Raw genomic sequence first — 24,214 nt, 5'->3', positions numbered from 1 at the left:
CCACGGCAACCCACCGCATCCCAGTCCCGCGAACCGCCGGAGGATCCGAAGGATCATGCAGGTCACACCCATCGCGATGGAAGACGCCTCATTCCCCTACCGGCTCGGCACCGAGTGTGCCGAGGACGTCATCACCTGCCTCGCCGCACTCGGCGCCAGCAGCTACCTGGTGGTGGCGGACACCACGGTGGCCGAGCTCTACGGCCTCGACCTCGCCACCCGCATCGGCAAGGAGGCCGGCCCGGCCCACCTCCTCACCCACGAGGCGGGCGAGGTGCACAAGGTTCTGGCCACCGTGTCCGCGCTCGCGGAGCAGGCCCTGGAGCGCGGAGCGGACCGACGCTCCCTCGTCGTCGCACTCGGCGGCGGCGTCACCGGCAACATCGCCGGCCTGATGGCGTCGCTGCTGTTCCGCGGAATCCGCCTCGTCCACGTGCCGACCACGGTGGTGGCCATGCTCGACTCGGTGCTCTCGCTGAAGCAGGCCGTCAACGCCACCTTCGGCAAGAACCTGGTCGGCACCTTCTACCAGCCCGTCGAAGTCCTGGCCGACACCGCCTTCCTGCGCACACTGCCGCCCCGCGAGATCCGCTCCGGCATGGGCGAGGTGGTGAAGAACGCCCTCGCCATCCGGCCGGCCATGCTCGACCGGCTCGCGGGCGCCCTGCGTGTTGACGCGCGCTACGACGACGAGACCCTGCGCTGGATCATCGCGGAGAGCCTGGCCGCCAAGGCCGACGTCACTCGGGACGACAAGCACGAGCGTCGCTCCGGCCTCGTTCTGGAGTACGGACACACCGCCGGGCACGCCATCGAGCACGCCTCCCGCGGCGAGGTTGCCCATGGAGCGGGCGTCGCCGTCGGCATGACCGTCGCCGCCGAAGTCTCCCGCCGTCTGGGTCACGCCGACGCCGGCCTCGTCCCTCTGCACCGCGAACTGGTCGCAGCCGCCGGGGTGGAGCCCGCGATTCCGGCACACGTCGACACATCACTGATCAGGAACTGGCTGGCGTACGACAACAAGCGCGGCTACCTCGACAGCCCGCCCGGGTACACCCCGATGGTGCTGTTGTCGGCGCCCGGCGACGTCCTGCACACGGGGACCCTGCCGCTCGTGCCCGTCCCCCTCGCCCTGCTGGACGAGGTTGTCGACGAGGCGGCTTCGCGCGGCGGGGCCGCCGAGCCCGCAGCGGCGTACGCGGGCTCTCCACCGGCCGGCCCGCTGCCGTAACCGGCACAACCGCGCCACCCCGTACCGCGTATCGCCTTCGCCAACCGCCCTCCCTTTCCGTGGAGTTCTCCGTGCGTGTGCTGCGGCTCACCCCCTTCTTCCACCACGACTGCGTCACCGCCTGGCCCGCGGAGTTCGACGCCGTCGGGGGCATGCAGGTGCAGATCCTCCGCCTCTCGCGGGAGCTGGCCGACCGTGGCGTGGAGCAGCTCGTCATGACCGTTGGGTTCCCCGGACTGCCCCGGGAGCGGGTCGACCGGCCAGGGCTCACGGTCCGCGTCACCCGCGCTCCGCTTCCCCGACTGCGCTCCGAGCTGACCGGCCTCGTCGGGCTCAACCAGGCGTGGCTCGCCGCGGTGCCGGCGGCGTGCCGGCCACTGCGCCGCACCTGGCAGCCGGACCTCGTGCACGTCCACGCGGACGGACAGCTGTGGGCGCTGCTCGCCGGGCCGCTCGTGTCGCGCATTCTCGGCGCGCCGTACGTCATCACGCTGCACTGCTCACGGCTGGCGGTGTACGAGCCGATGTCCCGGTTCGACCGGCTCCAGCACCGGCTGGTGACCGCGGCCGAGCGGTACGCCCTGCGGCACGCCCGCCGGGTCTCGGTGCTCACCGCGCGCACCGCGGACACGGTGGCGCGGCTGCTGCCGCTCGACCGTGCCCTGGTGGACGTGCTGCCCGACTCGGTCGGGGATGTACGGCCCGTGCCGCGGCGGCGGGCGGAAGAGTATGTCCGTTCACTGGGCGTGCCGGCCGGTGTGCCGGTGGTCGGCTGGGTCGGCCGAATCGCGCACGAGAAGGGGTGGCGGGACTTCGTCGCCATGGCGGGCCGGTGGGACGCCACGGTTTCGGCGGCGCCCGGGGCGGTGTTTCTCGTGGTGGGTGACGGGCCGCAGCGGGAGCGGATGCGGGAGGCCGTCGGGGCGGCGGGGCTGGCAAACCGGTTCGTGTTCACCGGGTTCCTGCCGCACGACGCGGTGCCGTCCGTGATGACGGCGCTGGACGTGCTCGTCATGCCGTCCGCCCACGAGGAGCTGGGCGGCAGCGCGCTGGAGGCCATGGTGTGCGGGACGCCGGTGGCGGGTTACGCCGTCGGCGGGCTGCCCGACACGGTCGGTTCGGTCACTCCGGGGCTGCTTGTTCCGCGCGGCGACGTGGCGGCGCTGGCCCGCGTCGCCGGTGAGGCGGTCACGGAGGCGGAACGGCACCGCAAGACGGTGGCCTCGGCGGTGCCGGACCTGCTGAGCCGTTATGGGGCGGACACCGTGGAGCGGGCGCTGGCACACTACCGACGGGCGCTCGGCCGGACCTCCGGGGGAGGTGCCGGGTGTACGCCATGACGTCGCTGCGACGCTGCGCCCCCTATCTGCGCCCGCACCGCTGGCTGATGGCGGGGGCGTGCGGCGCCGCCTTCGGGTCGATGCTCGCGGGTCTGGCCATGCCGCTGGTGCTCCAGCGGCTGGTGGACGGGCCGGTCGTGGAGCGGGACCTCGCCGCGCTTCCGTGGTTCATCGGCGGGTTCGCCCTCCTCGGTGTGGTCGAAGCGGTCCTGCTGGGCGCGCGCCGACTGCTGGTGGTGCGCCCGGCGACCCGGCTGGAGACGGCGATGCGCGCCGACGTGTCGGCGCACATCCAGCGGCTGCCCCTGTCGTTCCATTCCCGCTGGCAGTCAGGTCAGTTACGGTCCCGGACCGTCTCGGACGTGATGGAGATCGGCCGGTTCGCGGCCTTCTCTGCCATCTACCTGATGGTCAACGTCGCGGCGCTCGCCGTGGGCCTGGGCGTCCTGGCGTGGCTGGCACCGGTGCTCGCGCTGATCGTGTTCCTGGCGTACGTGCCGATGGTGGTGGCCACCACGGTGTTCGAGCAGCGGTTCCGGGTGGTGGCACGCTCCGCGCAGGAAGTGGGCGGAGACCTGTCCACGACCGTGGAGGAGTCGGTGCTCGGTGTGCGGGTGCTGAAGGTGTTCGGGCGCGGCCCGGAGGCGGTGCGCCAGTTCACCGGCCGGGCGCGTCGGCTGCGGGACTTGGAGCTGCGGAAGCTGTCGTACACGGCGGCCCTGTGGTGGATCATCACGGCGCTGCCGGACCTGGCGATCGTGGCGATGATCGGATACGGCGGCCACAGTGTCGCCACTGGCGCGCTCACACTGGGCACGCTGATGGCCGCGGTGACAGTTGCCACGTATCTGCGCTGGCCGGCCGACACACTGGGCTGGCTGACCGCCGACGCGTCGACGGCGGCCACGGCGGCCGACCGGTACTGGCAGGTGCGGGACGAGCCGGTGACGGTGACCGACCCGGAGCGCCCCCGGCCTCTGCCGTCACCCGTGCGTGGCGAGATCCGCCTGGAGGGAGTGCACTACGCGCACCCGGGTGGCCGCACCGCGACGCTGCGGGGCGTCGACCTGACGGTCCGGGCGGGCACCACGGTGGCCGTCGCCGGGGCGACGGGCTCCGGCAAGAGCACGCTGCTGTCGCTGCTGTCCCGGCTGGACGACCCGACGTCGGGGCGCATCACGCTGGACGGTGTGGATCTGCGCGATCTGGCCCTGGCCGACCTGCGGTCGGTGGTGTCCGGAGCGTTCGACGACCCGGTGCTGTTCTCCGGCACGGTGCGGGCCAACGTCACGCTGGGCCTACCGGAGACCGGTGACGCGGCTGCGGGCGAGGACGGTGATGCCGCGGTGTGGGAAGCGCTGCGGACGGTACGCGCGGACGCATTCGTCTCCGCTCTGCCCGACAAGCTGTCCACGGTGATCGGTGAGGAGGGCCTGGGCCTGTCGGGCGGTCAGCGGCAGCGGCTGGCGCTGGCTCGGGCCATCCTGCGCAGGCCGACGGTACTGGTGCTGGACGACGCGCTGTCCGCCCTGGACGTACGGACCGAGCGGGAGGTGGAGACCGCTCTGCGCGGGGTGCTCTGCCGCGTCACCACGTTCGTGGCCGCGCACCGACCGGGCACCCTGCGCCTGGCGGACCAGGTGGTGTTCCTCTCCGGTGGGCGGGTCGCCGCGACGGGCACGCACGACGAGTTGATGGCTCGTGAGCCGGAGTACCGGCTGCTGGTCGCGCCGTCGCTGCCCACGGTCATCGCGCGCCCGGAGGACGACTCCGACGACATCCTCGACGACATCACGGCAGACGGCATGGCAGGACGGGGGCGGACACGATGAAGGGACACGAGGAAGCACCGTCCCGGGCCCAGCGGGACGCCCTGCTGCGCATGCTGCTGTGGCCCAAGCGGCGCCGGCTGGCGGCCGCCACCGCGCTGGCCCTGGTGGAGAACGTGTGCGGGCTGGTCCCGCCGCTGCTGATCGCCGCCGCCATCGACCGGGGTGTGCCCGAGGCAGCGGACGGCCGGTGGACGCCGCTGATCGGCTTCACGGCTGCGGCACTGGCTGCCGGGCTGACCACGGCCACGCTCAAGTGGTGTTTTCTGCGCTACTCCGGCGGCATTGCCCAGGACCTCTTGTTCGAGCTGCGGCACCGGGCCTTCACCCATGTGATGGGCCAGCCGCTGGCGTTCCACGAGTCGTATCCCTCGGGGCGGGTGATCGCCCGGCTGTCCAGTGATGTGGAGTCGGTCGAGGAGATGCTGGAGATGGGCTTGGACGGGCTGTTCTCCGCGCTGTTCTCGATGGTCGGAATCCTCGCCGTGATGCTGTGGATGGACCAGCCGATGGCCGCGGTCGTGATCGTGCTGTTCATCCCGCTGTACGTGCTGACGGAGTGGTTCCGGAACCGGTCGCGGCGCGCCTACCGGAGCACCAGGACGGCCGTCGAGGGCGTAGTGCAGCACACGGTGGAGGCCTTCAACGGCATCAGGGCCGTACAGGCGTTCCGCCGCGAGGAGGCCAACGCGGCCCGGCTGCGCCGGCTCGACGCCCGGTACACGGTGGCGCGGGCGGACGCCGGCTGGGTGAGCGCCACCTTCAGCGGCGGAGTGAAGCTCATCGGCAACCTGTCATTGGCCGGGCTGCTGACGTTGGGCGTGTTCCGCATGGACCAGGGCCAGTTGGCCATCGGCACGCTCACCGCGTTCCTGCTGTACGTGCACCGGCTGTACGACCCGATCGACGAGTTGGCGAGTTTCGCCAACGCCTTTTCGGCGGCGTCGGCGGGCTTGGAGAAGATCGGTGCGCTGTTCGTGCCCCACCCGGCGGTGGCCGAGCCGAAGCGTCCGGTTGCGTTGCCGGCGGACCCGCCGGGCGGGCGGGGCGCCGTGAGGTTCGAGGGCGTCCACTTCCGGTACGGCGATGAGGGCCGCCGTGTGCTGTCCGGCGTCGACCTGGTGCTCGAACCGGGCCGTACGGTCGCCCTGGTGGGCACCACCGGCGCCGGCAAGTCCACGATCGCCAAGCTGATGGCGCGGCTGTACGATCCCGCGGCGGGCCGGGTCAGGCTGGACGGGGTGGACCTGCGGGAGCTGGCCGACGCCGAACTGCGCGGCGCCGTCTCGATGATCACCCAGGAGGCGTTCCTGTTCTCCGGGTCGGTCGCGGACAACATCGCGCTGGGCCGGCCGGACGCTTCACGAGCCGAGATCCGGGCGGCCGCTGAGTCGGTGGGCGCGCACGGATTCATCAGCGCGCTGCCCGGTGGCTACGACACGGACGTGCACAAGCGGGGTTCGGGCCTGTCGGCCGGCCAGCGGCAGTTGATCGCCATGGCGCGGGTGATGCTGACCTCGCCGCGCGTGCTGATTCTCGACGAGGCGACGTCCAGCATGGACACCCCGTCGGAGCGGGCCGTGCACGAAGCGCTGACCCGGGTCCTCGCGGGCCGCACCGCGGTGATCATCGCGCACCGGTTGTCCACGCTCGCCATCGCCGATCGCGTCCTGGTCATCGAGAACGGGGCGGTGGTCGAGGACGGCAGTCCGGCGCAACTGCTGGATGCGGGCGGACGGTTCGCCGGCATGCAGCGGGGCTGGCTGGCCGTCACGACAGCGTGACGTCGCCATGCCCCGGGAGCTTCTGCCCGGTGGCTCTCCCCGCCTCCCCGTAATCACCCTTCGACGAAAGGCACACGATGAAGCGTCTTCGGGGCCCCCTGCCCTCGGACACCGCGCACGCATGGCACCCCGAGCCGCTGGGGCCCGTGCACCGCGACGGGTGGGACCCCCGGGACGACGGCCGGATCTGGGACGTCGTCGTGATCGGCAGCGGTGCCAGTGGTTCGGTGGCCGCAGACCGGCTCGTCCGGCAAGGGCTGGACGTCCTGATGGTCGAGGAGGGTTTCCGGCTCTCTCCCGGCCTCGGCAACCCGGAGCTGGACGACATGTGCCGCACCGCCCTGGCCCGTGACGGCAACGGCGGCTGGACCGACGAGGGCTGGCCGTGGACGACATCCAACCTGGGCGGCGGGACGGTCTTCTACGGCGGCGCCTCGTGGCGCTACCGGCCGTTCGACTTCGATCCGAGCGAGCTGATCGACGCCGGCGACCTCGATGTGCGCTGGCCGTACGGGCTCGCCGAACTCGCGCCGTACTACGACGTGCTGGAGCGGCGGCTCGGGGTGTGCGGCGGCGAGGAAGGGGGAGGCAGCCGCGGCCCGGCGCACCCGCCAACAGCTGCGGCCGAGGTTCTGTATGAGGCGGGCACCGAACTCGGCTACGACCCGTTCCCCACACCACTGGCCATCAACCGGCATGCTCACGACGGGCGTTCGGCGTGCGCGCGGGACACGCTGTGCGTGAGCCACCAGTGCCCGACGGGCGCCAAGGGGGACGCCGTCGCCGTCTTCCTCGCCCCGCTCGCCGGACACCCCGGCTTCGCGCTGCGGACTGGGCTGCGGGCACTGCGCCTGGACCAGGAGAGGTCGGACGCGGTCACCTCGGTCACCTGCCTGGACCGGCTGACCCGCACCGCGCACCGGATCCGGGCCAGGTCGTTCGTCGTCGCGTGCAACGCGATCCAGACGGCCGCGCTGCTGCTGCGGTCCCACGGTGGGCACGCACCGGGCGGCGTGGGCAACCACTCGGGCCTCGTGGGCCGCGGGCTGACGATGAAGCTGAGCGAGTACGTCAGCGGCTTCGTCGAGGTGTCGGCGGAGACGCCGCTCGCCGACTGGCGCACACACTCGGGCCCGTTCTCCACGATCGCGTTCCTCGACCACTACGTGGACCCCGGCTGCCCCACAGGCGTGGGCGGCATGATCTACGAGTCGAAGAACGACATGCCCGAGCGCATCCGGCACGACGTGCTGGAGCTGCGCGTCGAGACGATCCTTGCCGACCACCCGAACCTGGACAACCGGGTCAGGTTGTCCCGCCGCGTCGACGAGGACGGCGTGCCGGCCGTCGTCATCGACTACACCACTGACCCGCGCGACCTGCGCCGCCTCGCCTACATGACCGGCAAGTGCGAACGGCTGCTGCGGCAGGCGGGCGCGACCGCTATCCAGCACGAGGAGAGCGGGTTCGCGCAGGGCAGCTGTCATCTGCACGGCACCTGCCGGGCCGGCGACGACCCGGCCACGTCGGTGGTGGACGGCTGGGGCCGCGTCCACTCGGCGCCCAACGTGTACGTCGTCGACGGCAGCTTCATGCCGTACCCGGGCGGCCTCAATCCCACCCTCACCATCCAGGCGCACGCGCTGCGCAGCGCCAAGGCGGTGGCCGGCGACCTGGTGTCCCGGCACACCGCGCATGTATGAGCCACCGCACCGCGGCCGGTTCTTCCCCACCCCGAGCGAGGAGTCACACCATGGCATCCGACATCGTCTGGCCGCCGCCCGTGCGCCGGGTGCGCACCTACCGCAATATCGTCGTCGACGGCGCCTGCAACATCCGATGCACCTACTGCGAGGTCAAGAAGACCAAGGTGGACCAGCCGGCCACCATCCGTTCACTGGACCGGATCTTCGCCGAGTACGAGCCGGACACGGTGCTGTTCCGGGTGGAGTCCGACGGCGAGATCACCCTCTACCCGAAGATCGTCGACCATCTGCAGAAGCGGGCGGCCGAGGGCTACCGCATCGAAGTGCTGAGCAACGGCACGAAGCTGCCCCGAGCCCTGGAGGGACGCCCGGACCTGCTGTGGGTGTTCTCGGTGGACGGCCACACAGAGGCGATGAACTCCAAGCGCGGTCTGAAACAGGGACAGATCGACCGCATCCTGGACGCCGCCGTCGAGCTGAAGGCGGAGCTCCAGACCGTGTACTGGGGTCAGCCGGTGGAGGAGGTCAACGCGTACATCGATCTCCTCAGGTCCAGGAATTACCAAGGGCTGCTGCACTTCATGCCGCTGCTGGCCTTCAAGGGACAGCCGCTGACCGTGAACCTGCGCTACCAGGACCTGAACCCGGCGGACTTCCTGGCTCCGCCCGAGTACTTCCGCCGCTGGAATCACATCTACGAGACCGGCAAGCGGGACGCGGTCTGCGACCAGATCACCAACGGCTACAACTACCAGGTATCCGGGGAAGAGGTTCGGATGGTCAAGTGCGACTGCTACTCGGTGCCCAAGCACTTGGTGCACGGCTTCGGCCCGATCCGCGAGTTCGACGACTGGCCGTGCGGCACCTGCATAGCCAACCAGGAGTTCAACAACTCGCGTGAGCGTATGCGTGTCCCGCAGGGCCGCGTCCCGCTGCCGGTCGTATGACGGCCGCCCAGAGGTTCGTGCTGGTCCGGCACGCCGAGGCGAGCCTGAACGTGTTGCGGGACGACGACGTCCTGCCGGGCTTCGACCCACACGCCGGACTCACCCCGCTCGGCGAACGGCAGGCCCGGGCCCTCGCCGACCACCTGCCCCGGGACCCGGCGGTGGGCCCACCGGACCGTGGGCCGGGCGCCGCCGTACGGGTGTACTCCAGCCCGCAGCGGCGGGCGGCCCGCACCGCGGAGGTACTGGGCGCCGCCTTGGGCGTGCCAGTGGTGGCGGACGCCCGGCTGGCGGAGCTGCGGGCGCCGGAGGCCTTCCCGCGGCCCCTCGTGGTCCGCGAGTGGGACGCAGTGCTGGAAGACCGGCTGCGGCATCCGGCGGCCGAAGTACGGGGCGTGGAGAGCTGGGTGGCGCAGAGGCGCCGCATCGGGGAGTTCCTGGCCGCGTGCTGCCCCGCGGGCGGGGATGGCGCCCGATGGGTGCTCGTGTCGCACTCCGAGACGATGCAGGCCCTCCTCTTCGAGCTGCTGGGCCTTGACGACGCGCTGCTGCGCCGCACCCGCTTCAAGATCAGCAACACCGGTGTGTTCATCGTGGACAGAACGGAGGACGGATGCGCTTCCCTGGTGGTGGCGAACAGCAAGGCGCACCTGGCCAGGACGGCATGACCCGCATGCTCGTCCTGAAGTGCCTCAGCGACGAGACCGGCGACGACGCCGGGGACATCGTCGCCCAGGGGTTCGTGGACGTGGACGACCGCGAGTTCCTCAACATCGTCAACCGGCTGGAGGGCTACTTCGACTGCACGCTGTCGCTGAGGTCACGGCCGGGCCGGCGACTCGTGGTGCAGGACCTGGTGGAGCTGGTCACCGAGGCCACGGGGCACGGCCCGCGGGAGGTGCGCCATGGCTGAGCCGCCCGCCGGACCGGCCCTGTTCGAGATCTACGACGAGGGCTTCGACTCGCCGTCGTGGGGTGGCGTGGAGACCGCCCTGTGGCACCTGGTGCGGTCGCTGCGCGAGGCGGGGGTCGCGGCGGACTTCTACCGGGCTTCGGAAGGCGCCGACCTGGACGTGCTCGCGGCGCGGATGGAGCGGGATCGCGTGGATGCGGTGTTCCCGCTCGTGGAGAGCGAGCTGTTCGAGGGGGCGCAGTCGAAGCGGTTGCCGGAACTGCACGACAGAACCGTACGGATCTGGCACGACGTCAGCAGGCTGTCGGAGGACCTGTCGGCGCCGCCGCCGTGCCCGGTACACGCGGTCGCTCCCGCCGTGCCGGGCGCGCCCGGGGCGGCGGGGTGCCCTGCGCAGGACACGCACCCCGATGGGCCGATGCACGAGGTGTTCCTGCTGGACCTGCCCTGGACACGCTGCTTCCCGGACCGGTCGGTGATCCCGTGGGCCGCAGACCACGTCCCGGCGCAGAACCTGCACGACCCGTCCGGTCCGGTGGTGCTCCAACTCGGCAAGATCGACACGGCTGACGCGGAACGCTGTCTGCGCCGGCTGGCCGGGGCCGGAGTGCCGCTGCGCGTCCTGTTCGCCACCTGGTCGCGCCGGGGCCGGGAGGCGCGTGAGCTGGTACGGGCACACCAGGGGGCGGGCCGGCAGATCGAGGTGCTGGACGCCTATGACATTCGTACCGACTGGGATCGGGTCTTCGGCGGTGCGGCGCTGTTCCTGCTGCCGTCGGTGTTCCACGAAACCTTCAACTTCGCGGCGGCGGAGGCCGTGCAACTGGGTGTGCCGGTGGCGACCCTCGGCGAAGGTGGCAATCTGCCCCGGTTCGCGTCACTGCGCGCCCAGACGCTGGACGCTCTGCTGGACCGGGTCGTTGCGGGTGCGGGCCGCACCCTGGCGGCGAAGCCGCGCCTGACGACGGGCTGGCGTGACGTGGCCGCCCGGTACGCCGAGATCATCCGGAGCCGGCGGGTGCAGACGGGACGGGAGGAACAGCACGATGGGTGAACCCACACGGAAGGCGACGGACGGAACAGACCGGGCCCTGTCCGCGCGGCTGCGTGAGGGGCGGACGCTGCTGGTGTCACCGCACCCGGACGACGTGGCGTACTCGTGCGGTGGGCTGCTGGCCGCGGTGGGACGCCCCGCGCATGCGACGCTGCTCACGGTGTTCACCCGCTCCGCCTGGGCGCTGCCCAGGCGGCTGCGGCGCGCCGGGGTGCGGGTGATCAGCGCCCGGCGCCGGGAGGAGGAGCTGGGCTACTGCCGGCTGCGCGGGCTGGCGGACTACCGTCCGCTCGGTTTCGACGACGCCAGTCTGCGCGGCTACGACGACGAGGCAGAGGTGTCGTCGCCGGCCGAGGCGGACGAACTGCGCGGTGCCGTGGAGGAGGCGATCACGCAGGCGGTGCGCGCGTCGGGCGCCGACACGGTGCTGGCCCCGGCCGCGGTCGGCGGGCACATCGACCACCTGCTGGTGCACGGCGCGGTGCGCGCCGCGGTCGGAGACGGGGACGGGGACACGCGGGCACTGTTCTACGAGGACCTGCCCTACGCGGGCCAGTACGAACTGGCCGATGTCGAGCGGACGCTGCGCGAGGAGCGGGGTCTGGTGCCGTTCGCGGGCATCGACATCTCCGCTGTGGTGGAGCAGAAGGTGCGCGGCATGTACGTGTACGGCAGCCAGACCGACGCCGAATGCGTGCGCGAGACGCTGCGGCACGCCCGCCGCACCGCGCAGGGTCCCGGCTCCGGGACCGTGCCGGGCGGTGCGGGTGAGACGGCCCGGCGCGGGCGTGCGGCGCACGCCGAGCGGGTGTGGGCCGCGGCCGCTCCGGCAGGAGCCCGATGAGCGGCCACGGCGGGTGCCGGCGCGGATCAGAACAGGGCGGCGACGTACCGTGCCTGCGCGGCCAGTTCGGTCTCGACACGGTCAGCGGTGACCCCGGTGAGGACCGGACAGCGCCGCAGCCACGTCTTGACATTCCAGTAGAGCGCCTCGCCGGCCAGCCGAAGCCCGGCGTCGAAGGCCCGGGCGTCACCCGTGGCCGCGGCGACCGCCTCACCCAGCACGTTCACAGCGGATTCGTCGAGCCGGTTCTCAACGACGAACGAGGCGATCTCGCTCTCCAGACAGCCACCCCCGCCCCAGATCCAGTCCAGGCCGAACCGCCGCACGGCGAGCCCGGTCGCGCAGTCCCCGTCCCCAGCCAGTTGCCAGTGCCAGTGCCCGTGCCCGTACGGCAGCGGGGTGCGGAACAGGATGCCGTCGACGCCGCCGATGGGTGCCCGCTCCGGCAGGTGCCGGGCTGTCCATGCCCCGTCCACGGGAAGCGGGCGGCCCATGCGGTGGCGCAGCCGCCGCAGCGCCTCATCGAGGCGAGCCCGCGGGTTGTAGGCGGCGCCGCGGCCCGGACGGCCCAGCTCGCCGAGGCGCCGCAGTGTTTCCCAGGAGGCGGCGACCGTGCCGAGCGCCCCGCGCTGTTGCGGCGGGGTGAGCGCCGGCAGCTCCTCGCGCAGCGGGCGCAAGCCGGTTTCGTGATGGGTGATCAGGTAACCGTCGGCGAAGGTGTGGCCGGCCGGGAGCAGGTCGCCCAGGGCGCACAGGGTGCGGTGACAGTGCAGCCCGTGCGTGCCCGTGCCGATGAAACGGAAGTGGTACGCCTCCGGGGCGCTGTCATGCCCGTCGTAGCCCGTGCCCCGGAGGCCGTCCGAGTCGGCGATCAGAGTGAAGGGCCGCTTGTGCGGGTCGATGCGGTGGACCCCGCCGTCCTGCGCCGGAACGGCGGCCGTGCCGTACGCGGTGAGGAACGGGCCTCGGAACGGCCTGATCCGGTGGACGGCGCCGACGGCGAGCGGCACCCCGGCGGCGCGGGCGCGGGCGACCAGCCCGGCGGTGTCGCCCGCGCCGGCCAGCTGCCACAGGCGGGAAGTGCCGGTGCGGACGACAGGCCGTTCGGTGAGGACCCGCACGGCGGGACCGTTCAGATCGTGGAGCCGTCCCGGCGCGGCGAGGACGATGTCCCGCACGCCGGGGAAGTGTTCGGCGAGCCGGTCGCGCACGGCCCTGGCAGTGGCGCCGGTGTCCGGCTGGTCGTCGACCAGGACCACTGTGGTGCCGGGTCGCAGTTCGCGCGGCAGCGCGGCGAGTTCGGAGGCCGGCAGGATGATGCCTCCGGCGCCGCGCACCGGGCGGACGCTGTGCCAGGGGCCTGCCGCCAACCCGGCGTCCTCAACACCGGCCTGCCAGAAGGGTGCCAGGTAGGAGCCGCCGGTCCGGACGCCCACAACCAGGACGGGGGTATCGGCGGGGCGGGCCGCGAGCCAGCCGGCGGCCTGGTCCAGAGAGAGTTCGGGATCGGCCAGGTCGTAGCCGTAGCACTCCGGGGTCTTCCAGTCGGTGGCGTGCCGCAGCAGGGCGGCGGTCTCCTCGTCCGTCCGGGCGGAGGGGGAGCGCCACAGCGTGTCGGTGGCGTCGGTGGCTGCAGCGAGAGCCTGCTCCACGGTTGTGAGCTGTCGCTCCGCGCCACGGACCGGTTGGGAGGGGCCGGCAGCCATGTCCCGGGCGAGTACGGTGCACAGCTCCCGCAACCGACGTGCGGCATCGGTCAGTCCGGCCGTGTCGGCCGCGGGGGCCGGGCCGGCCGCGGCCGCCCGGGCCGCCGCGGCGGCGGTATCGGAGAGCAGTTGTTCCGCGAAACAGGAGCAGGCGTGCAGGGCGGCCGCGCTCCCGTCCTGCCGGGCCGTGTCCACGAAAGCACGGTGCAGGGCTGGCAGCGCCATGCCGGTCGTCACCACGTCCATTCCTCCAGGGTTCGGGGTCACTTGTTTCCGGTGCTTCTCACGCCCGGACTGCGTGAACACTCTGCACCCGCCCGAATTCACGTTCAATATCTTCCTTTCCCATGAGGTGAATTATGACGGAAAACTCTTCCCTGCTGGCCGAATTCCCCACCTGTCCGCGCGATTCGCGGGACCGCCCCCGGGTTTTCACTTCGGCCGCCGGAGCCTATGTGACCGATGAATCCGGATTCCGTTGGATTGATTTCGACAATGCCCGGGGATCGATTCTGCTGGGACACGGCGACCCGGGTGTTGCGGAGGCCGTGGCCAGGGCCGCGACCGGCGCGGACGGCACGGCCACGGGCTGGAGCCCGCGCATCGACGCGGTGCTGACACGGCTGCACACCCTGTGCGGCGGCGATGCCGTGGGGTTGTTCCGGTCCGGTACGGCGGCGGTGCGGGCGGCGGCGCTGGCGGTGCGCGAGGCGACCGGGCGACACCTGCTGCTGAGCGCCGGCTACCACGGCTACGACCCGATGTGGTACCCGTCGGGGGCACCGCTGAGGCCCAACGCGGACGGGGTGGTGGACTTCTTCTTCGACCTGGGCCTGCTGGAGGAACTGCTGGCCGCACCCGATCGGGCGGCGGCCGTGGTCGTGTCACCGGACCACATGCACCTGTCGCACGGCTGGTACCGCGAGCTGCGCCGGCTTTGCTCGGCCGCCGGGGCAGTACTGATCGCGGACGAGGTGAAGGTGGGCCTGCGCTACGGGCCCGGCCTGTCCACGTCCGGGCTGATCACCCCGGACGTATGGGTGGTCGCCAAGGGCATGGCCAACGGGCACGCCGTATCCGCCGTCGGCGGGCCCCGGGCGCTGTTGAGGCCGCTGAAGGAGGTGTCGTTCACTTCCTTCTTCGAGCCGACGATCCTGGCCGCGGCGGACACCGTGCTCGACCGGGTCGCCACCGGCGAGCCCCAGCGGGCGGTGCGCGAGGCCGGCGACCGGTTCCTGCGCCACGCCCGCAAAGCGCTCGAGGACGCGGCGCTGCCTGTGGAGATCGCGGGCGACGGCACATTCTTCCAGTTCGTTCCGGCCTCGGAGCAACTGGAGGCCGCCTTCTACGAGGCGGCGAACGCCGAGGGCCTGCTCTTCTACACGGGCGACAACCAGAGCGTGTCGGCCGCCTTCGACGACGCCGTGCTGACGGACGCCGAGCAGCGGTTCACCCGGGTCTGCGACCGGCTGTCGGCGTACGCGGGCGCCGAACCGGTCGACGAGGCGGCCCGCTACCGGGTGGCGTGGAACGTGATGGACGGTCTGCGCGAGGCCCGCCGCGACCGGGCGGACACCGACGGATGGCTGGCGCGGCTGCTCGACGACTGAACCCGGCCCCATTCCCCGAACCCAGGACCAGAGAGATTGAGACACCTTTCCATGGACAGCCCAGCGATTGTCGGAACCACCGGTGGGCCCGAGCAGGAGTTCTCCGATGAGGCCGAGAAATACGGCATGAAATGCGCCCGACTGCTCCGGTTGTACCACGATCCAGAATTCATCGAAGTGGCCCTTCCGGTGTATCCGCTCAACCCTGCCGACGCCCGGGAATTCATCGCAGCGGCGGACGCGGAGGGAACGTCGCAGAAGAAACTCGTTGTCGGGTACGCGGGATTCCTGCGCGAGCGGCATCCCGGTCTCGCCGCACTGCTCCGCGAGGTGTGCGGCGAGGCACCCTGGATCGTCCGCAGCTCGGGCGCGGAGGACCAGGAGGACAACGTCAACGCGGGCGGCTACGAGAGTCTGGTGTGCCCGCGTCCCGACGACCTGTACGCCACGGTCGCAGCGGTCGTCTTCAGCGGGTACGGCGAGCACGCCGTCGCCCAGCAGCGGCTGACCGACCCCGGATACCGCCCCTCCCCGATCGCCGCGTTCGTCCAGCCGCTCGTCAGCGACGCGGACGACACCGTGGACGCGGCTCGGGCCGTCGTGGCGGACCGGCCGGTCTCCCCGGCGGAGACACCGCTGCTGGACGACGCGGACGTGGCCGCGCTGAGCGGTCTGCTGACGCGGCTCCACCACGGTTTCGGCATGCCCCGCCTGGACTCCGAGTGGGTGCTGGAGACCGACGCGGGCACGGTGTCCGTCACCGGGCTCACCGAGCTCGCGCCGGACGACCGGCTCGTCGGCCAGCTGTCGCTGGGCTTCGGTTTCGCCTCCGCTCAGCGCCTGGGCGACGGTGACAACAGCCTGGCCTGGCTCACCGGCCTGCCCGGTACGACGCTGTGGCGCGGGGCGCTGCTGCGGCGGGTGGAGACCACGCGGACGCGGCTGGTGCAGATCCGGCCGGCCACCGCGTTCGACCCGGAGCCCTCGTTGGACGTCCTCACGGACGCGTGCCGGGACGTCTGGCGCGGCACGTGCGCGGCCGCGCCCGTGGACATCCTCGTGCCGCCACGCCGGGTGCGCGCCTCGTCGTTCCTCACGTCGGTGCGGCTCGAGGACGCTTGGAGCCGCTACCTGCGCCTCGAACCTGATCAGCGACGGCGCCTCGGGCATGTCCTGGTGGAGCGCGGCAGCCCCGGCGAGCACGCCGCAGTGATGTTCCGTCAGGAGGGCGTCGCCGTGCTGCGGGGTCGCCCGGAGGACATCCCGGAGACCGCGTCGTACGCGCTGGCCGACCCATGGACGCAGGAGTGTTATTTCGGCACCGGCCGTCCCCCGGCGGTGGAGACGGGAACGCGGCGCATGTCGGCCGTCCCGCAGGGCTGCCGACTCCTGTTCGCACCGGCCGACGCCACGGGCGCGGCAGCCGCGGCGCGGACGGACGGTACCGGGCCGACCCTCGCGCTGATGCCGGGCGTCGGCCGGCTGTACGAGCTGCCGCACCTGCCGCCGCGGGTGCGGGACCGGATCGTGCTGGACAGCTTCCTGCCGTCCCCGGACGTGTTCATCCGGCGGGGCGCCCAGGTGTCGTCGCCGGCGTTCACGGCCCGCTGCGCCGAGGTGCTGCTCGACGGTGGCCTGCCGGCAGAGCGGGTGGCGGAGCTGCTGCCGGACGCGGCGCGGGCGTACGCCCGCGGGCTGGGGGCCGCACGGGCGGCCGGCGCCGCCGACGTGCGAACGGCCGTCGCGGTGGCGCGTCTCGAAGCGGCGGGCACGGTATCGGACACGGCGCTGGAAACCGTCCTCGCGCCGGCCCGCGCCCTCGCGGACGACGGCGGGCGTGGCACGGAGGCGGGCCTCGCCCTGCTGGACGCGGTGACGTCCCTGGCGTCGTCCCTGCACGCCCTGGACGTGTACTCGGCTGCCGAGCGCGACGACATTCTCACCCGGACCGTGGCAGCCCTGCCGCTGGATGACACCGCCCGCACCGAGGCGCTGTGCCGGTTCGCCGTGCGCTCATCGGCGCCGCCCGCGGAGACACACCGGCTGCTCGCGGCGGCCGCCGGGGACGAGGAGTTCGCGGCGCGGTACCTGGCGGTGGAGCGCGGCCGGGTCGACTTGGCGGCCGCCGACCCGCAGGAGGCGGCGCAGCGCAGTTGTGCGCTGAACGACGCCTACCGGGCGTACGCGGCCGCCGGGACGTGGGACTGCGGGGACGCGGTGCTGCTGGACCTGACCAGGAGCGACCTCATCGAGGCCTACGACAGCACTCTCAAACGCCTGCTGCTGGAACTGGTCGACCACCCGGAGCCCGGCCTCTACCGCGCGTACCTCGACGTGCTGGAGCAGTGGCTGGGCCTGGTGGGCACGTTCGGCCTCACGCCCGGGGAGCGGCGTGCGGTGGAGGGGTTCGGTGCGTGGGTCGCGGCGTGGCGCGGAGAACCCGTGCCGGACGACTTCGGCCTGGACGAGGAGCTGACGTGGAGCCGACTGCTGGAGCGGGCGGCGGCCGACGCCGGGGACGGGCCGGCCAATCCGCACCAGTTGCACAATGTGCTGCACCAGTGGCTGCTGGCCCGGACGCCCCGCTACCCCGCCGAGCGGGCGCCCTCCGGGGTACGGGAACTCCAGCGGCTGTCGGACCGGTTCGGCCCGGGCGGCAACAAGCTGCTGCGGTTCACGCGGGACGCGGTCGAGCTGGACGTCCCGCTCGGCATCCACAAGGCGAGCCTGCTGTTCCGCCCGGACCGGGTGGAGGGCGAGTGGACTGAGCCGCCGGACGTCACCGAGGAGGAGGCGGGACGGCTGACCGGTCTGACGGTCCTGCTGGACCGATGCGGCACGTGGTTCCCGGAACTCGTGTTCCGCTACGAGCGGGTGCTGTTGGCGGGGACGTGGACGCTTCAGGTGGAGGCACGTCCCCCGGCCGGCATGGAACGGCTCACGCTCTCTCAGATGCGCCTCGCCCTGGGCGTGTTCCGGATGCTCTTCGACGGTTCGTACGACTTCTCGTACGTGCCCGCCGAGGACGTGGCAGACCTGCCGGCGGCCTTCCGGGAACCGGAATGGGCGCAGGTATTCCGGGCGCTTGTGGACTACCGGCTCGTCTACGACGACTCGGAGCTGTTCGAGACGCTGGAGACACTTCCGCTGGGCACCGCCGTCGGCATGCTCTGTACGGAGGAACGGATCCGCGCCGAGGTGCTGGCAGCCTCCGCCGCAGGCCCGGAGGGCGCGCTGGCCCGGCTGGACGCGGCCTGGCGGCGGCTGGCCGCCACGGAGGACCCGGGCGACTGGATCGCCGCGCACAACGTGGTGCAACAACTGGCGCTCCTTGTGGCGGCCCGGTTCCCGGACTCGGCGGCGGCAGCACTCGCCGCTGCGGAACCGACGGGCTGGGCCGACGTGCTGGGCGCGGCGCTCCTGGCCCGCGCGGACGCAAGGGACGCGGTGGTGCGGGCGTTCGCCGGGCGGCCCGGCGGTGACGGGCCGCTGCTGCGGAGGGCGCCCTGGCTGGTCGTGTCGGAGGCGAACGCCGCCGACGTGGCCCGTCGGCTCGCGGACCGGCCACGGGCGCACCGCCGCTGCAAGCAGTACCTGGCGCACCGGTACGCGGACGTACTGGCGGAAGCGGGGCTGCTGACAGGACTCGTGGCGGATCTGGAAGTCGTGCCGTACGGCGACGGGCCCCGCCGGGAGGAACTGCTGGCGGCGGCCGCTGCCGCGGTGGGCGGGCGGCTGCGCCGCGACATCCGCGCGAAGACCGGTGCGGGAATGCCGGCGGTCTGACGGGCCATCGGCCACTCCTCGGCGGGCGGCCGGCGGCTTCAGCGGTCGTCGGCCGCCTCCCCGAGCCGGCTCTCGATCCACTCGACGCCGAACTGGACCACGTCCGGGGCCTCGAAGAGATGGCTGGGGGCGGCGCCGACCCGGCCGGTGCGGCCGATGCCCGCAACCAGCATGTCCTCGGCGATGACCGTGAGCGGCCACACGCCCTCGGGCACCACGCGCCCGTACGGGAAGGCCTCGGTCTCGGTGTCGATGTCCCGGAAACGCCGCCACTCACGACGCCCGTCGACGATGACGGGCTGCTCGTACTCGACATACCGCTTGCCGGGGGCCTCGGCCAGGGCCTCTGCGTGGTGCAGCAGTGTCAGCGCGTCCAGCGGGGCGCCGAGGAGCAACACCCGGCCGCCGTCCCGGGCGAGCCGGGCGAGCGGGCTGTCCGGGCCGTGCGGATCCTCCCACGGGTGGTCGTCCATCAGCCGGTGGGCGGCCGGCCCCACAGCGAGAAAGCTGGCGTCGGGGTGCCGGCTGCGGACGGCGCCGGGCCAGTGCCGCAGCGCCTCGGGGACGCGGCCGACGCTGTGGTCGGCCTCGCTGAACAGCGGATCGTACGCGGGCCATTCGGCGCGGGCCGCCTCCCGCCACCCCAGCGGCCAGTCGGCGAGGTCGTATGGTGGGGCGTCGTTCCAGCCGCAGTACGCCATGAGGGTGCCGGCGTCACCGACGGTGTCGAGGAGCGCTCCGATGAGGGTCTGCGTGCCGCCCACGACGTACCCGACCGCGGACATGCGGGTGTGCACCATAACGGTGTCGCCGCCGCACACGCCCAGTGCCCTGAGGTCGCGCACCAGACGGCCGCGGGTCACCGGGCCGCCGGCCCGCTCGATCAGTTCCTTCTCGTCCACGCACCTGAACCTAACGGCACACGGGCACAACCCGCCCTGCGTGGTCGGTTTCCGGCCGCTGTGATCCCCGCGTGCGCGGGTGCGCCGTCAGAAACCGTGGCGATCATGGACAGCCCGTCGACGCGATCACGGACCGGGCCGTCCACGATCCACAGCCGCTCGACTGCTTCCCGGGAGGTGCGGGCCGGCTCGAGCGCGATCAGCGGACCGAGCCTTTGGACGACCCGGCACACGGTCGCGGGCGAGACGCCGAACAGCGGGGCGAGCTGCCGCGTGGTGAGGTTCGTGCGGTAGTACACGGCCACCAGCAGCACCCGCTCGGCCAGCGGGAGCCGCCACGGCCTGCCCCATCCACACCCCTCGCCACCACGTTCCCGGACCGCTTTCAGTAGCCGGCCCAACTAATCCACCGCAGCCGGGTGAACGTCTCCACCCACACCCCGCTCGGCCCTCAACACCCAGCCATACAACGAAGATGCCCAGTTCACAGCATTGTGCAACACCCCTTAAGGGGTTGTCCCGTGACCGCCAGTTATGGGACCGCCCTTAGCCTCGATCCACCGACGCGGTTTCGGCATGAGCTGCGAGGGTTTTCGGGGCGGGCTGTCGGCTGAGTGCGGGCATGCTGTGGACGGCTCGTTTGATGGAGGGGTTCATGCCGGTGGTGATCGAGAAGTGGGCGCCGGCCCGGTGGCAGGCGGCGATGAACCCAGCATTGTTGAACTGCGAGTCGGCCCGCAGGATGCGGGTCCCGGAAGGCGTTACCCGATAGGGACCAGAAGGACTGACCTGCTACAAGAAGCTCGCACCACTTGCCACGTGAGACAAGCGCTACTGATGATCTTGGTGTCATGTCGCTTTATGGCCAACCGCCTTCGCAGTTCAAGCGCAAGGCGGTCTGCGACATCGCGCGTGGAATCTCAGTAAGTCATCCGGCCCACCGCAACCGTCACGCTACCGAGAGGACTTCACTGAACCTTGGCAGGCCTATTCGGGCGTCTGCGCCAGGGTCTGGTCAAGTATTTCGAGCGCGGTGGAGCATTCGTCGCTCGTGACCGTCATCGGGGGAGTCACGCGCAGCACATTGCCGAGCAGTCCGCCCCGTCCGATAAGGAGACCGAGTTCTCGCGCGCGCTCCAAGACGCGCAGTGTGCCGGCGACATCGGGGGTCTTGGTACCGGGGACGACCAGTTCGACGCCGATCATCAGTCCTTCACCGCGGACGTCCCCGATGGCGGGGTACTTCTCCGCAAGCTTCCGCAGCCCCGCAAGCAGTTGATCTCCGCGGGCAGCGGCGTTGGACTGGAGGTCGTGATCAAGGATGTAGTCGATCGTGGCATTGGCGGCAGCCATGGCGATGGGATTGCCGCCTGCTGTTGAGATCGAGTTTGCCTCGATCGCATGCATGAGCTCGGGGCGCGCGACCACGCCCCCGATGGCAAGCCCGTTGGCGAGACCCTTTGCGAAGGTGATGACGTCTGGCGTGACACCATGTGCGTGCATATTGAAGAAGGCGCGGCCTGTGCGACCCCAGCCCGATTGCACCTCGTCGGAGACGAGGGGGATGTCGTATTCGTCGAGCACGGCCTTGGTGCGCTGGAAGAACCCTGGGGGCGGAGAGGCGAAGCCGCCGGCGCCCTGGATCGGTTCTGCGATCATGCAGGCGACCCGACCGCTCGTCGTGGTCTCGATGATTGTCCGGAGCTCATCGACGCACGCTTCCGTGAACCCGTCGTCGGGAAGGTGTCCGAAGGGACTCCGATACCGGTATCCGCTGTGGACATAGCTCACCTGGAGCGGGCTCAGGCTTGTCGCCGACCAGGCGCGGATCCCGGTTGTGGCCACTGTTCCGAAGGTCCGGCCGTGGTAGCTCCCGCGCAGCGCCAGCACTTGGTTGCTCTTGGCCGCCGCCGTGGTCAAGAGCAACGCGGTCTCCACGGCCTCGCTGCCGGAGTTCACGAAGAAGACGCGAGCGTCGTCGATGCGGGAGTGTTTAGCGATCTTTTCGGCAAGGTCGACCTGTTGCCGGATGAGGTAGAGCGTCGAGGAGTGCAAGAGCTTCCCGGCCTGCGCACGCACAGCTTCGACGATCTCCTGAACGTTGTGCCCCACCATCGTCGCGAGCAGCCCGCCGAAAAAGTCGAGGTAGGTGCGGCCGTCGCCGCCGACGACATGTCTGCCGTCGCCGGCGACCAGTTCCAGCGGTTCGCGGTAGTAGAGGGCCATCCAGTCGGGCATGACGCGCTTGTGCCGACTGAGCAGGTCAGCACCCGGTATCTGTGATTCCAGCATGGTGCCACGCTACTGCCGTGACCTCTTCCGCTCCTCGTTTCGCGGGTAAGATTTCAAATATTCGAACATTGCGTTCATATGGGCAAAGCCACAACAAGGGCGCTCGTAGTTTCGAGTAATCGACCGGAGCGAGGAAGGGGTGGTCATGGAAAGTGTCGCGAGTCGCATCGAGACGGCGGTTGCCCGGCTGGCGCCGGAGTTCCTCGAGTTCCTGGCGGAGAGCGTCCGGTGCCAGAGCGTCACGGGCCACGAAGAGCCGGTCACCGAGTTCTATGAACGAGAGCTCCGCGCCCTCGGCTGGGAGGTCCGCTCACTGCCGCTGGCAGGCTCGGCCCTGTGTGCCGACGAGCCACGTGTCGGGCAGCGGGCGAATGTGGTCGCTTACCGTCCCGGCGCAGGCGACGGCCTGACCGTCCTGAACGGGCATGTCGACGTCGTGCCTCCCGGTGATCCGTCGGAGTGGAGGGAATCACCATTCTCCGGTCACGTTCGGGCCGGGCGCCTCTACGGGCGTGGCTCTGTCGACATGAAGGGCGGTATCGCCGCGGCCGTCCTCGCGCTGGCGGCTCTTGAGGATTGCGGTGCGCAGCCCTTGCGTGACATCCGGCTGGAACTCGTCATCGGTGAGGAGAAGACCGGTGTGGGAACGCGGCTCATGGTGGAGGCCGAGAGTGAGGCTCCGAGCGCGGTGATCGTAATGGAGCCATCCGGCGGCCATATCGTCCCGCTCAGCACCGGCCTCCAGTTCTTCACCGTGGAGGTCTCCGGGATGGCTGCCCACACGTCCGCGCCCTGGCGTGGGGTTGACGCCTTCGAGAAGCTCCTGGCCGCCCGTGATCGGCTGCGGCGTCTTGCCGCCGCACGGTCGGACTCGTACTCCCACGAGCTCTTCGAGGACGTCCCCACGGGCATCCCGTTCGCAATCGGGAAGATCGCCGCCGGCGACTACCCGGCCTCCATCCCCGCCTTCGCGACGATGTCCGGCCGCATGGGCCTGAGGCCCGGAGAGGATCCGGAGGGGCTTCGCGCCGCCATCTCGGCGGCTCTCGAGTCGCTCGCCGAGGATGACGACTGGTTCCGGGACCATCCCGCGGCCGTGAAGTGGGGCAACGCCGGCCTGCGCGGATGGGAGACCCCTCGGGAGGCTGAGCTCGTTCAGTCTCTCGTACGCGCCCAGGAGCATGTCGTGGGCGCGGCGACGATCGCCGCGTTCACCGCAGGATCGGATGCGGCGTTCTACGGAGGCCGCGGAATCCCGACGGCGATCTTCGGGCCCGGAGACGTGGCCCTTGCCCATGCGCCCGACGAGAGCATCGCCGTTGCCGATGTCTTCACCGCAGCCAAGGTCCTGGCGATCGCTCTGGCAGGTGCGGCATGAGTGTTCCCGAGACGACAACACTCTCCACGCTGGAGCGCGGACTCGCCGTGCTTGAGTACATCTGCGAGCACGGGCCCGCGAATGCGAAGCGTATCGCGAGAGATCTCGGGCTGCGGCAGGGGACCTGCTATCACATTCTTCGCACTCTGGCGGTTTCCGGGCACGTGGCCCGCCAGCCGGACGGCCAGTATGAGCCTGGGCCCCACGCGTATTGGGTCGCGCGGCAGATACAGAAGCGCGTCGCCGTCGTCCCTGAGCTCAGTGTCATCCTCGCCCGCCTCCACAACGTCACGGGCGGTGAGACGAGCTACATCACCCGCTGGCAGGACGGGGCGGCCATCCTGCAGCATTACCTGGCGGGCACCCAGGCCACGAACGTGGGAAAGCTCGAAGTGGGCTTCGGGGGGGACCTCCACGCGCGGGCTTCGAGCAAGGCAATCATCGCTCTGCTCCCCGGCGACCAGGTCGAGGCCCTCTTCAAGGGAGTGAAGCTCGCCCAGCTGACTTCGGCGACCATCACGGACTACGAGGAACTCCTGGTCGAGCTTGCGCAGATACGACGGCAGGGCTACGCGATGGATCGCGAGGAGTTCGCAGAGGGCGTGCAGTGCGTCGCCTCGGGGTTTGTGTCGCCTGACGGCACTCCCGCGGGCGCGTACACGGTCTCGGTTCCAACCATCCGATTCGCCAAGCTCAAGCCGACTCTCGTCGCAGCGGTCGTCGAGGCGGCAGCGATGGCCACGCGGTTCCTTGCCGGTAAGCGTCCGGTCGACGCAGTGACGGCGGGCCGGCACCACCCAGGGCAACCATGACCGATTCCGATGTCAGACGGACATCGCCGAATAAGGAGAGCACAATGCACAGCAGGCGCCAGTCGCGCAGTCGAAGACCC

Annotated in this window: 17 protein-coding genes and 1 pseudogene; 14 read left to right on the top strand and 4 right to left on the bottom strand. The window is 71.2% G+C overall.

Going from position 1 to position 24,214, the window contains the following annotated elements; translation table 11 throughout:
- Positions 1-55: 55 nt before the first annotated feature.
- From LIX60_RS04215 to LIX60_RS04170, 10 genes are all read left to right on the top strand, one after another.
- Positions 56-1,231 (top strand): 2-deoxy-scyllo-inosose synthase, encoded by a 1,176-nt coding sequence (locus LIX60_RS04215; protein ID WP_227957257.1) that lies wholly within the window; start codon positions 56-58, stop codon positions 1,229-1,231.
- Positions 1,232-1,302: 71 nt separating this feature from the next.
- A complete protein-coding gene (locus LIX60_RS04210) occupies positions 1,303-2,571 on the top strand; it encodes a glycosyltransferase family 4 protein (RefSeq protein ID WP_227957256.1) in 1,269 nt (422 codons plus the stop codon).
- A complete protein-coding gene (locus LIX60_RS04205) occupies positions 2,568-4,403 on the top strand; it encodes an ABC transporter ATP-binding protein (protein ID WP_227957255.1) in 1,836 nt (611 codons plus the stop codon). Before LIX60_RS04210 ends, LIX60_RS04205 begins: the two co-directional genes overlap by 4 nt.
- A complete protein-coding gene (locus LIX60_RS04200) occupies positions 4,400-6,184 on the top strand; it encodes an ABC transporter ATP-binding protein (protein ID WP_227957254.1) in 1,785 nt (594 codons plus the stop codon). Before LIX60_RS04205 ends, LIX60_RS04200 begins: the two co-directional genes overlap by 4 nt.
- A gap of 77 nt (positions 6,185-6,261) precedes the next feature.
- A complete protein-coding gene (locus tag LIX60_RS04195) occupies positions 6,262-7,887 on the top strand; it encodes a GMC oxidoreductase (RefSeq protein WP_227957253.1) in 1,626 nt (541 codons plus the stop codon).
- 50 nt (positions 7,888-7,937) lie between these two features.
- Complete coding sequence (locus LIX60_RS04190; RefSeq protein WP_227957252.1) at positions 7,938-8,837, top strand: radical SAM protein; 900 nt, start codon at positions 7,938-7,940, stop codon at positions 8,835-8,837.
- Entirely contained in the window at positions 8,834-9,505 is a 672-nt protein-coding gene (locus LIX60_RS04185; protein WP_227957251.1) for a histidine phosphatase family protein, read from the top strand. Before LIX60_RS04190 ends, LIX60_RS04185 begins: the two co-directional genes overlap by 4 nt.
- Positions 9,502-9,750: a DUF6137 domain-containing protein gene (locus LIX60_RS04180; RefSeq protein WP_019710663.1), complete on the top strand. Its 249-nt coding sequence runs from the start codon at positions 9,502-9,504 to the stop codon at positions 9,748-9,750. The genes LIX60_RS04185 and LIX60_RS04180 overlap by 4 nt, the downstream gene beginning before the upstream one ends.
- Positions 9,743-10,804, top strand: coding sequence for a hypothetical protein (locus tag LIX60_RS04175; RefSeq protein ID WP_227957250.1), 1,062 nt, complete (start codon positions 9,743-9,745; stop codon positions 10,802-10,804). The genes LIX60_RS04180 and LIX60_RS04175 overlap by 8 nt, the downstream gene beginning before the upstream one ends.
- Positions 10,797-11,648, top strand: coding sequence for a PIG-L deacetylase family protein (locus LIX60_RS04170; protein WP_227957249.1), 852 nt, complete (start codon positions 10,797-10,799; stop codon positions 11,646-11,648). The genes LIX60_RS04175 and LIX60_RS04170 overlap by 8 nt, the downstream gene beginning before the upstream one ends.
- Before the next feature lie 26 nt (positions 11,649-11,674).
- On the opposite strand, the gene LIX60_RS04165 is transcribed toward LIX60_RS04170, so the two are convergent.
- A complete protein-coding gene (locus tag LIX60_RS04165) occupies positions 11,675-13,600 on the bottom strand; it encodes a phosphoribosyltransferase (protein ID WP_227957248.1) in 1,926 nt (641 codons plus the stop codon).
- 113 nt (positions 13,601-13,713) lie between these two features.
- Between LIX60_RS04165 and LIX60_RS04160 the strand changes: the two genes are divergently transcribed.
- Both LIX60_RS04160 and LIX60_RS04155 read left to right on the top strand, forming a co-directional pair.
- On the top strand, positions 13,714-14,964 hold the full coding sequence (locus LIX60_RS04160; RefSeq protein WP_095756584.1) for an aminotransferase class III-fold pyridoxal phosphate-dependent enzyme: 1,251 nt from the start codon (positions 13,714-13,716) through the stop codon (positions 14,962-14,964).
- A 51-nt stretch (positions 14,965-15,015) separates the two neighbouring features.
- Positions 15,016-18,750, top strand: a complete 3,735-nt coding sequence (locus LIX60_RS04155) for a hypothetical protein (RefSeq protein ID WP_227957247.1) — start codon at positions 15,016-15,018, stop codon at positions 18,748-18,750.
- Between the two features lie 38 nt (positions 18,751-18,788).
- Here the strand turns inward: LIX60_RS04155 and aac(3)-VIII are convergent, their stop codons facing one another.
- The 3 genes and pseudogenes from aac(3)-VIII to LIX60_RS04140 all read right to left on the bottom strand — a co-directional run bounded on the left by aac(3)-VIII (position 18,789) and on the right by LIX60_RS04140 (position 21,944).
- Complete coding sequence (gene aac(3)-VIII, locus LIX60_RS04150; protein WP_227957246.1) at positions 18,789-19,652, bottom strand: aminoglycoside N-acetyltransferase AAC(3)-VIII; 864 nt, start codon at positions 19,650-19,652, stop codon at positions 18,789-18,791.
- Between the two features lie 113 nt (positions 19,653-19,765).
- Positions 19,766-20,122 (bottom strand): annotated as a pseudogene (locus LIX60_RS31895) (transposase family protein); the annotation flags it as partial.
- A gap of 517 nt (positions 20,123-20,639) precedes the next feature.
- The gene (locus tag LIX60_RS04140; protein ID WP_227957245.1) at positions 20,640-21,944 is read right to left on the bottom strand and encodes an aspartate aminotransferase family protein; all 1,305 of its coding nucleotides are present in this window, start codon (positions 21,942-21,944) and stop codon (positions 20,640-20,642) included.
- 145 nt (positions 21,945-22,089) lie between these two features.
- Between LIX60_RS04140 and LIX60_RS04135 the strand changes: the two genes are divergently transcribed.
- Both LIX60_RS04135 and LIX60_RS04130 read left to right on the top strand, forming a co-directional pair.
- Positions 22,090-23,322, top strand: a complete 1,233-nt coding sequence (locus LIX60_RS04135; protein WP_227957244.1) for a M20 family metallopeptidase — start codon at positions 22,090-22,092, stop codon at positions 23,320-23,322.
- A complete protein-coding gene (locus LIX60_RS04130) occupies positions 23,319-24,134 on the top strand; it encodes an IclR family transcriptional regulator (protein WP_019710653.1) in 816 nt (271 codons plus the stop codon). The genes LIX60_RS04135 and LIX60_RS04130 overlap by 4 nt, the downstream gene beginning before the upstream one ends.
- Positions 24,135-24,214 lie beyond the last annotated feature (80 nt).

This window comes from Streptomyces sp. S07_1.15, assembly GCF_020739505.1.
In the GTDB taxonomy this organism is placed as follows: domain Bacteria; phylum Actinomycetota; class Actinomycetes; order Streptomycetales; family Streptomycetaceae; genus Streptomyces; species Streptomyces xinghaiensis.
The sequence above is the reverse complement of the archived record's forward strand: the minus strand, read 5'-3'. Positions and strand labels throughout refer to the sequence as shown.

Excerpts from the sequence above, each read along its gene's own strand:
- LIX60_RS04215 (WP_227957257.1), top strand. The coding sequence starts at position 56 with ATGCAGGTCACACCCATCGCGATGGAAGACGCCTCATTCCCCTACCGG.
- LIX60_RS04205 (WP_227957255.1), top strand. The coding sequence starts at position 2,568 with ATGACGTCGCTGCGACGCTGCGCCCCCTATCTGCGCCCGCACCGCTGG.
- LIX60_RS04200 (WP_227957254.1), top strand. The coding sequence starts at position 4,400 with ATGAAGGGACACGAGGAAGCACCGTCCCGGGCCCAGCGGGACGCCCTG.
- LIX60_RS04195 (WP_227957253.1), top strand. The coding sequence starts at position 6,262 with ATGAAGCGTCTTCGGGGCCCCCTGCCCTCGGACACCGCGCACGCATGG.
- LIX60_RS04190 (WP_227957252.1), top strand. The coding sequence starts at position 7,938 with ATGGCATCCGACATCGTCTGGCCGCCGCCCGTGCGCCGGGTGCGCACC.
- LIX60_RS04185 (WP_227957251.1), top strand. The coding sequence starts at position 8,834 with ATGACGGCCGCCCAGAGGTTCGTGCTGGTCCGGCACGCCGAGGCGAGC.
- LIX60_RS04180 (WP_019710663.1), top strand. The coding sequence starts at position 9,502 with ATGACCCGCATGCTCGTCCTGAAGTGCCTCAGCGACGAGACCGGCGAC.
- LIX60_RS04175 (WP_227957250.1), top strand. The coding sequence starts at position 9,743 with ATGGCTGAGCCGCCCGCCGGACCGGCCCTGTTCGAGATCTACGACGAG.
- LIX60_RS04170 (WP_227957249.1), top strand. The coding sequence starts at position 10,797 with ATGGGTGAACCCACACGGAAGGCGACGGACGGAACAGACCGGGCCCTG.
- LIX60_RS04165 (WP_227957248.1), bottom strand. The coding sequence starts at position 13,600 with ATGGACGTGGTGACGACCGGCATGGCGCTGCCAGCCCTGCACCGTGCT.
- LIX60_RS04160 (WP_095756584.1), top strand. The coding sequence starts at position 13,714 with ATGACGGAAAACTCTTCCCTGCTGGCCGAATTCCCCACCTGTCCGCGC.
- LIX60_RS04155 (WP_227957247.1), top strand. The coding sequence starts at position 15,016 with ATGGACAGCCCAGCGATTGTCGGAACCACCGGTGGGCCCGAGCAGGAG.
- LIX60_RS04140 (WP_227957245.1), bottom strand. The coding sequence starts at position 21,944 with ATGCTGGAATCACAGATACCGGGTGCTGACCTGCTCAGTCGGCACAAG.
- LIX60_RS04135 (WP_227957244.1), top strand. The coding sequence starts at position 22,090 with ATGGAAAGTGTCGCGAGTCGCATCGAGACGGCGGTTGCCCGGCTGGCG.
- LIX60_RS04130 (WP_019710653.1), top strand. The coding sequence starts at position 23,319 with ATGAGTGTTCCCGAGACGACAACACTCTCCACGCTGGAGCGCGGACTC.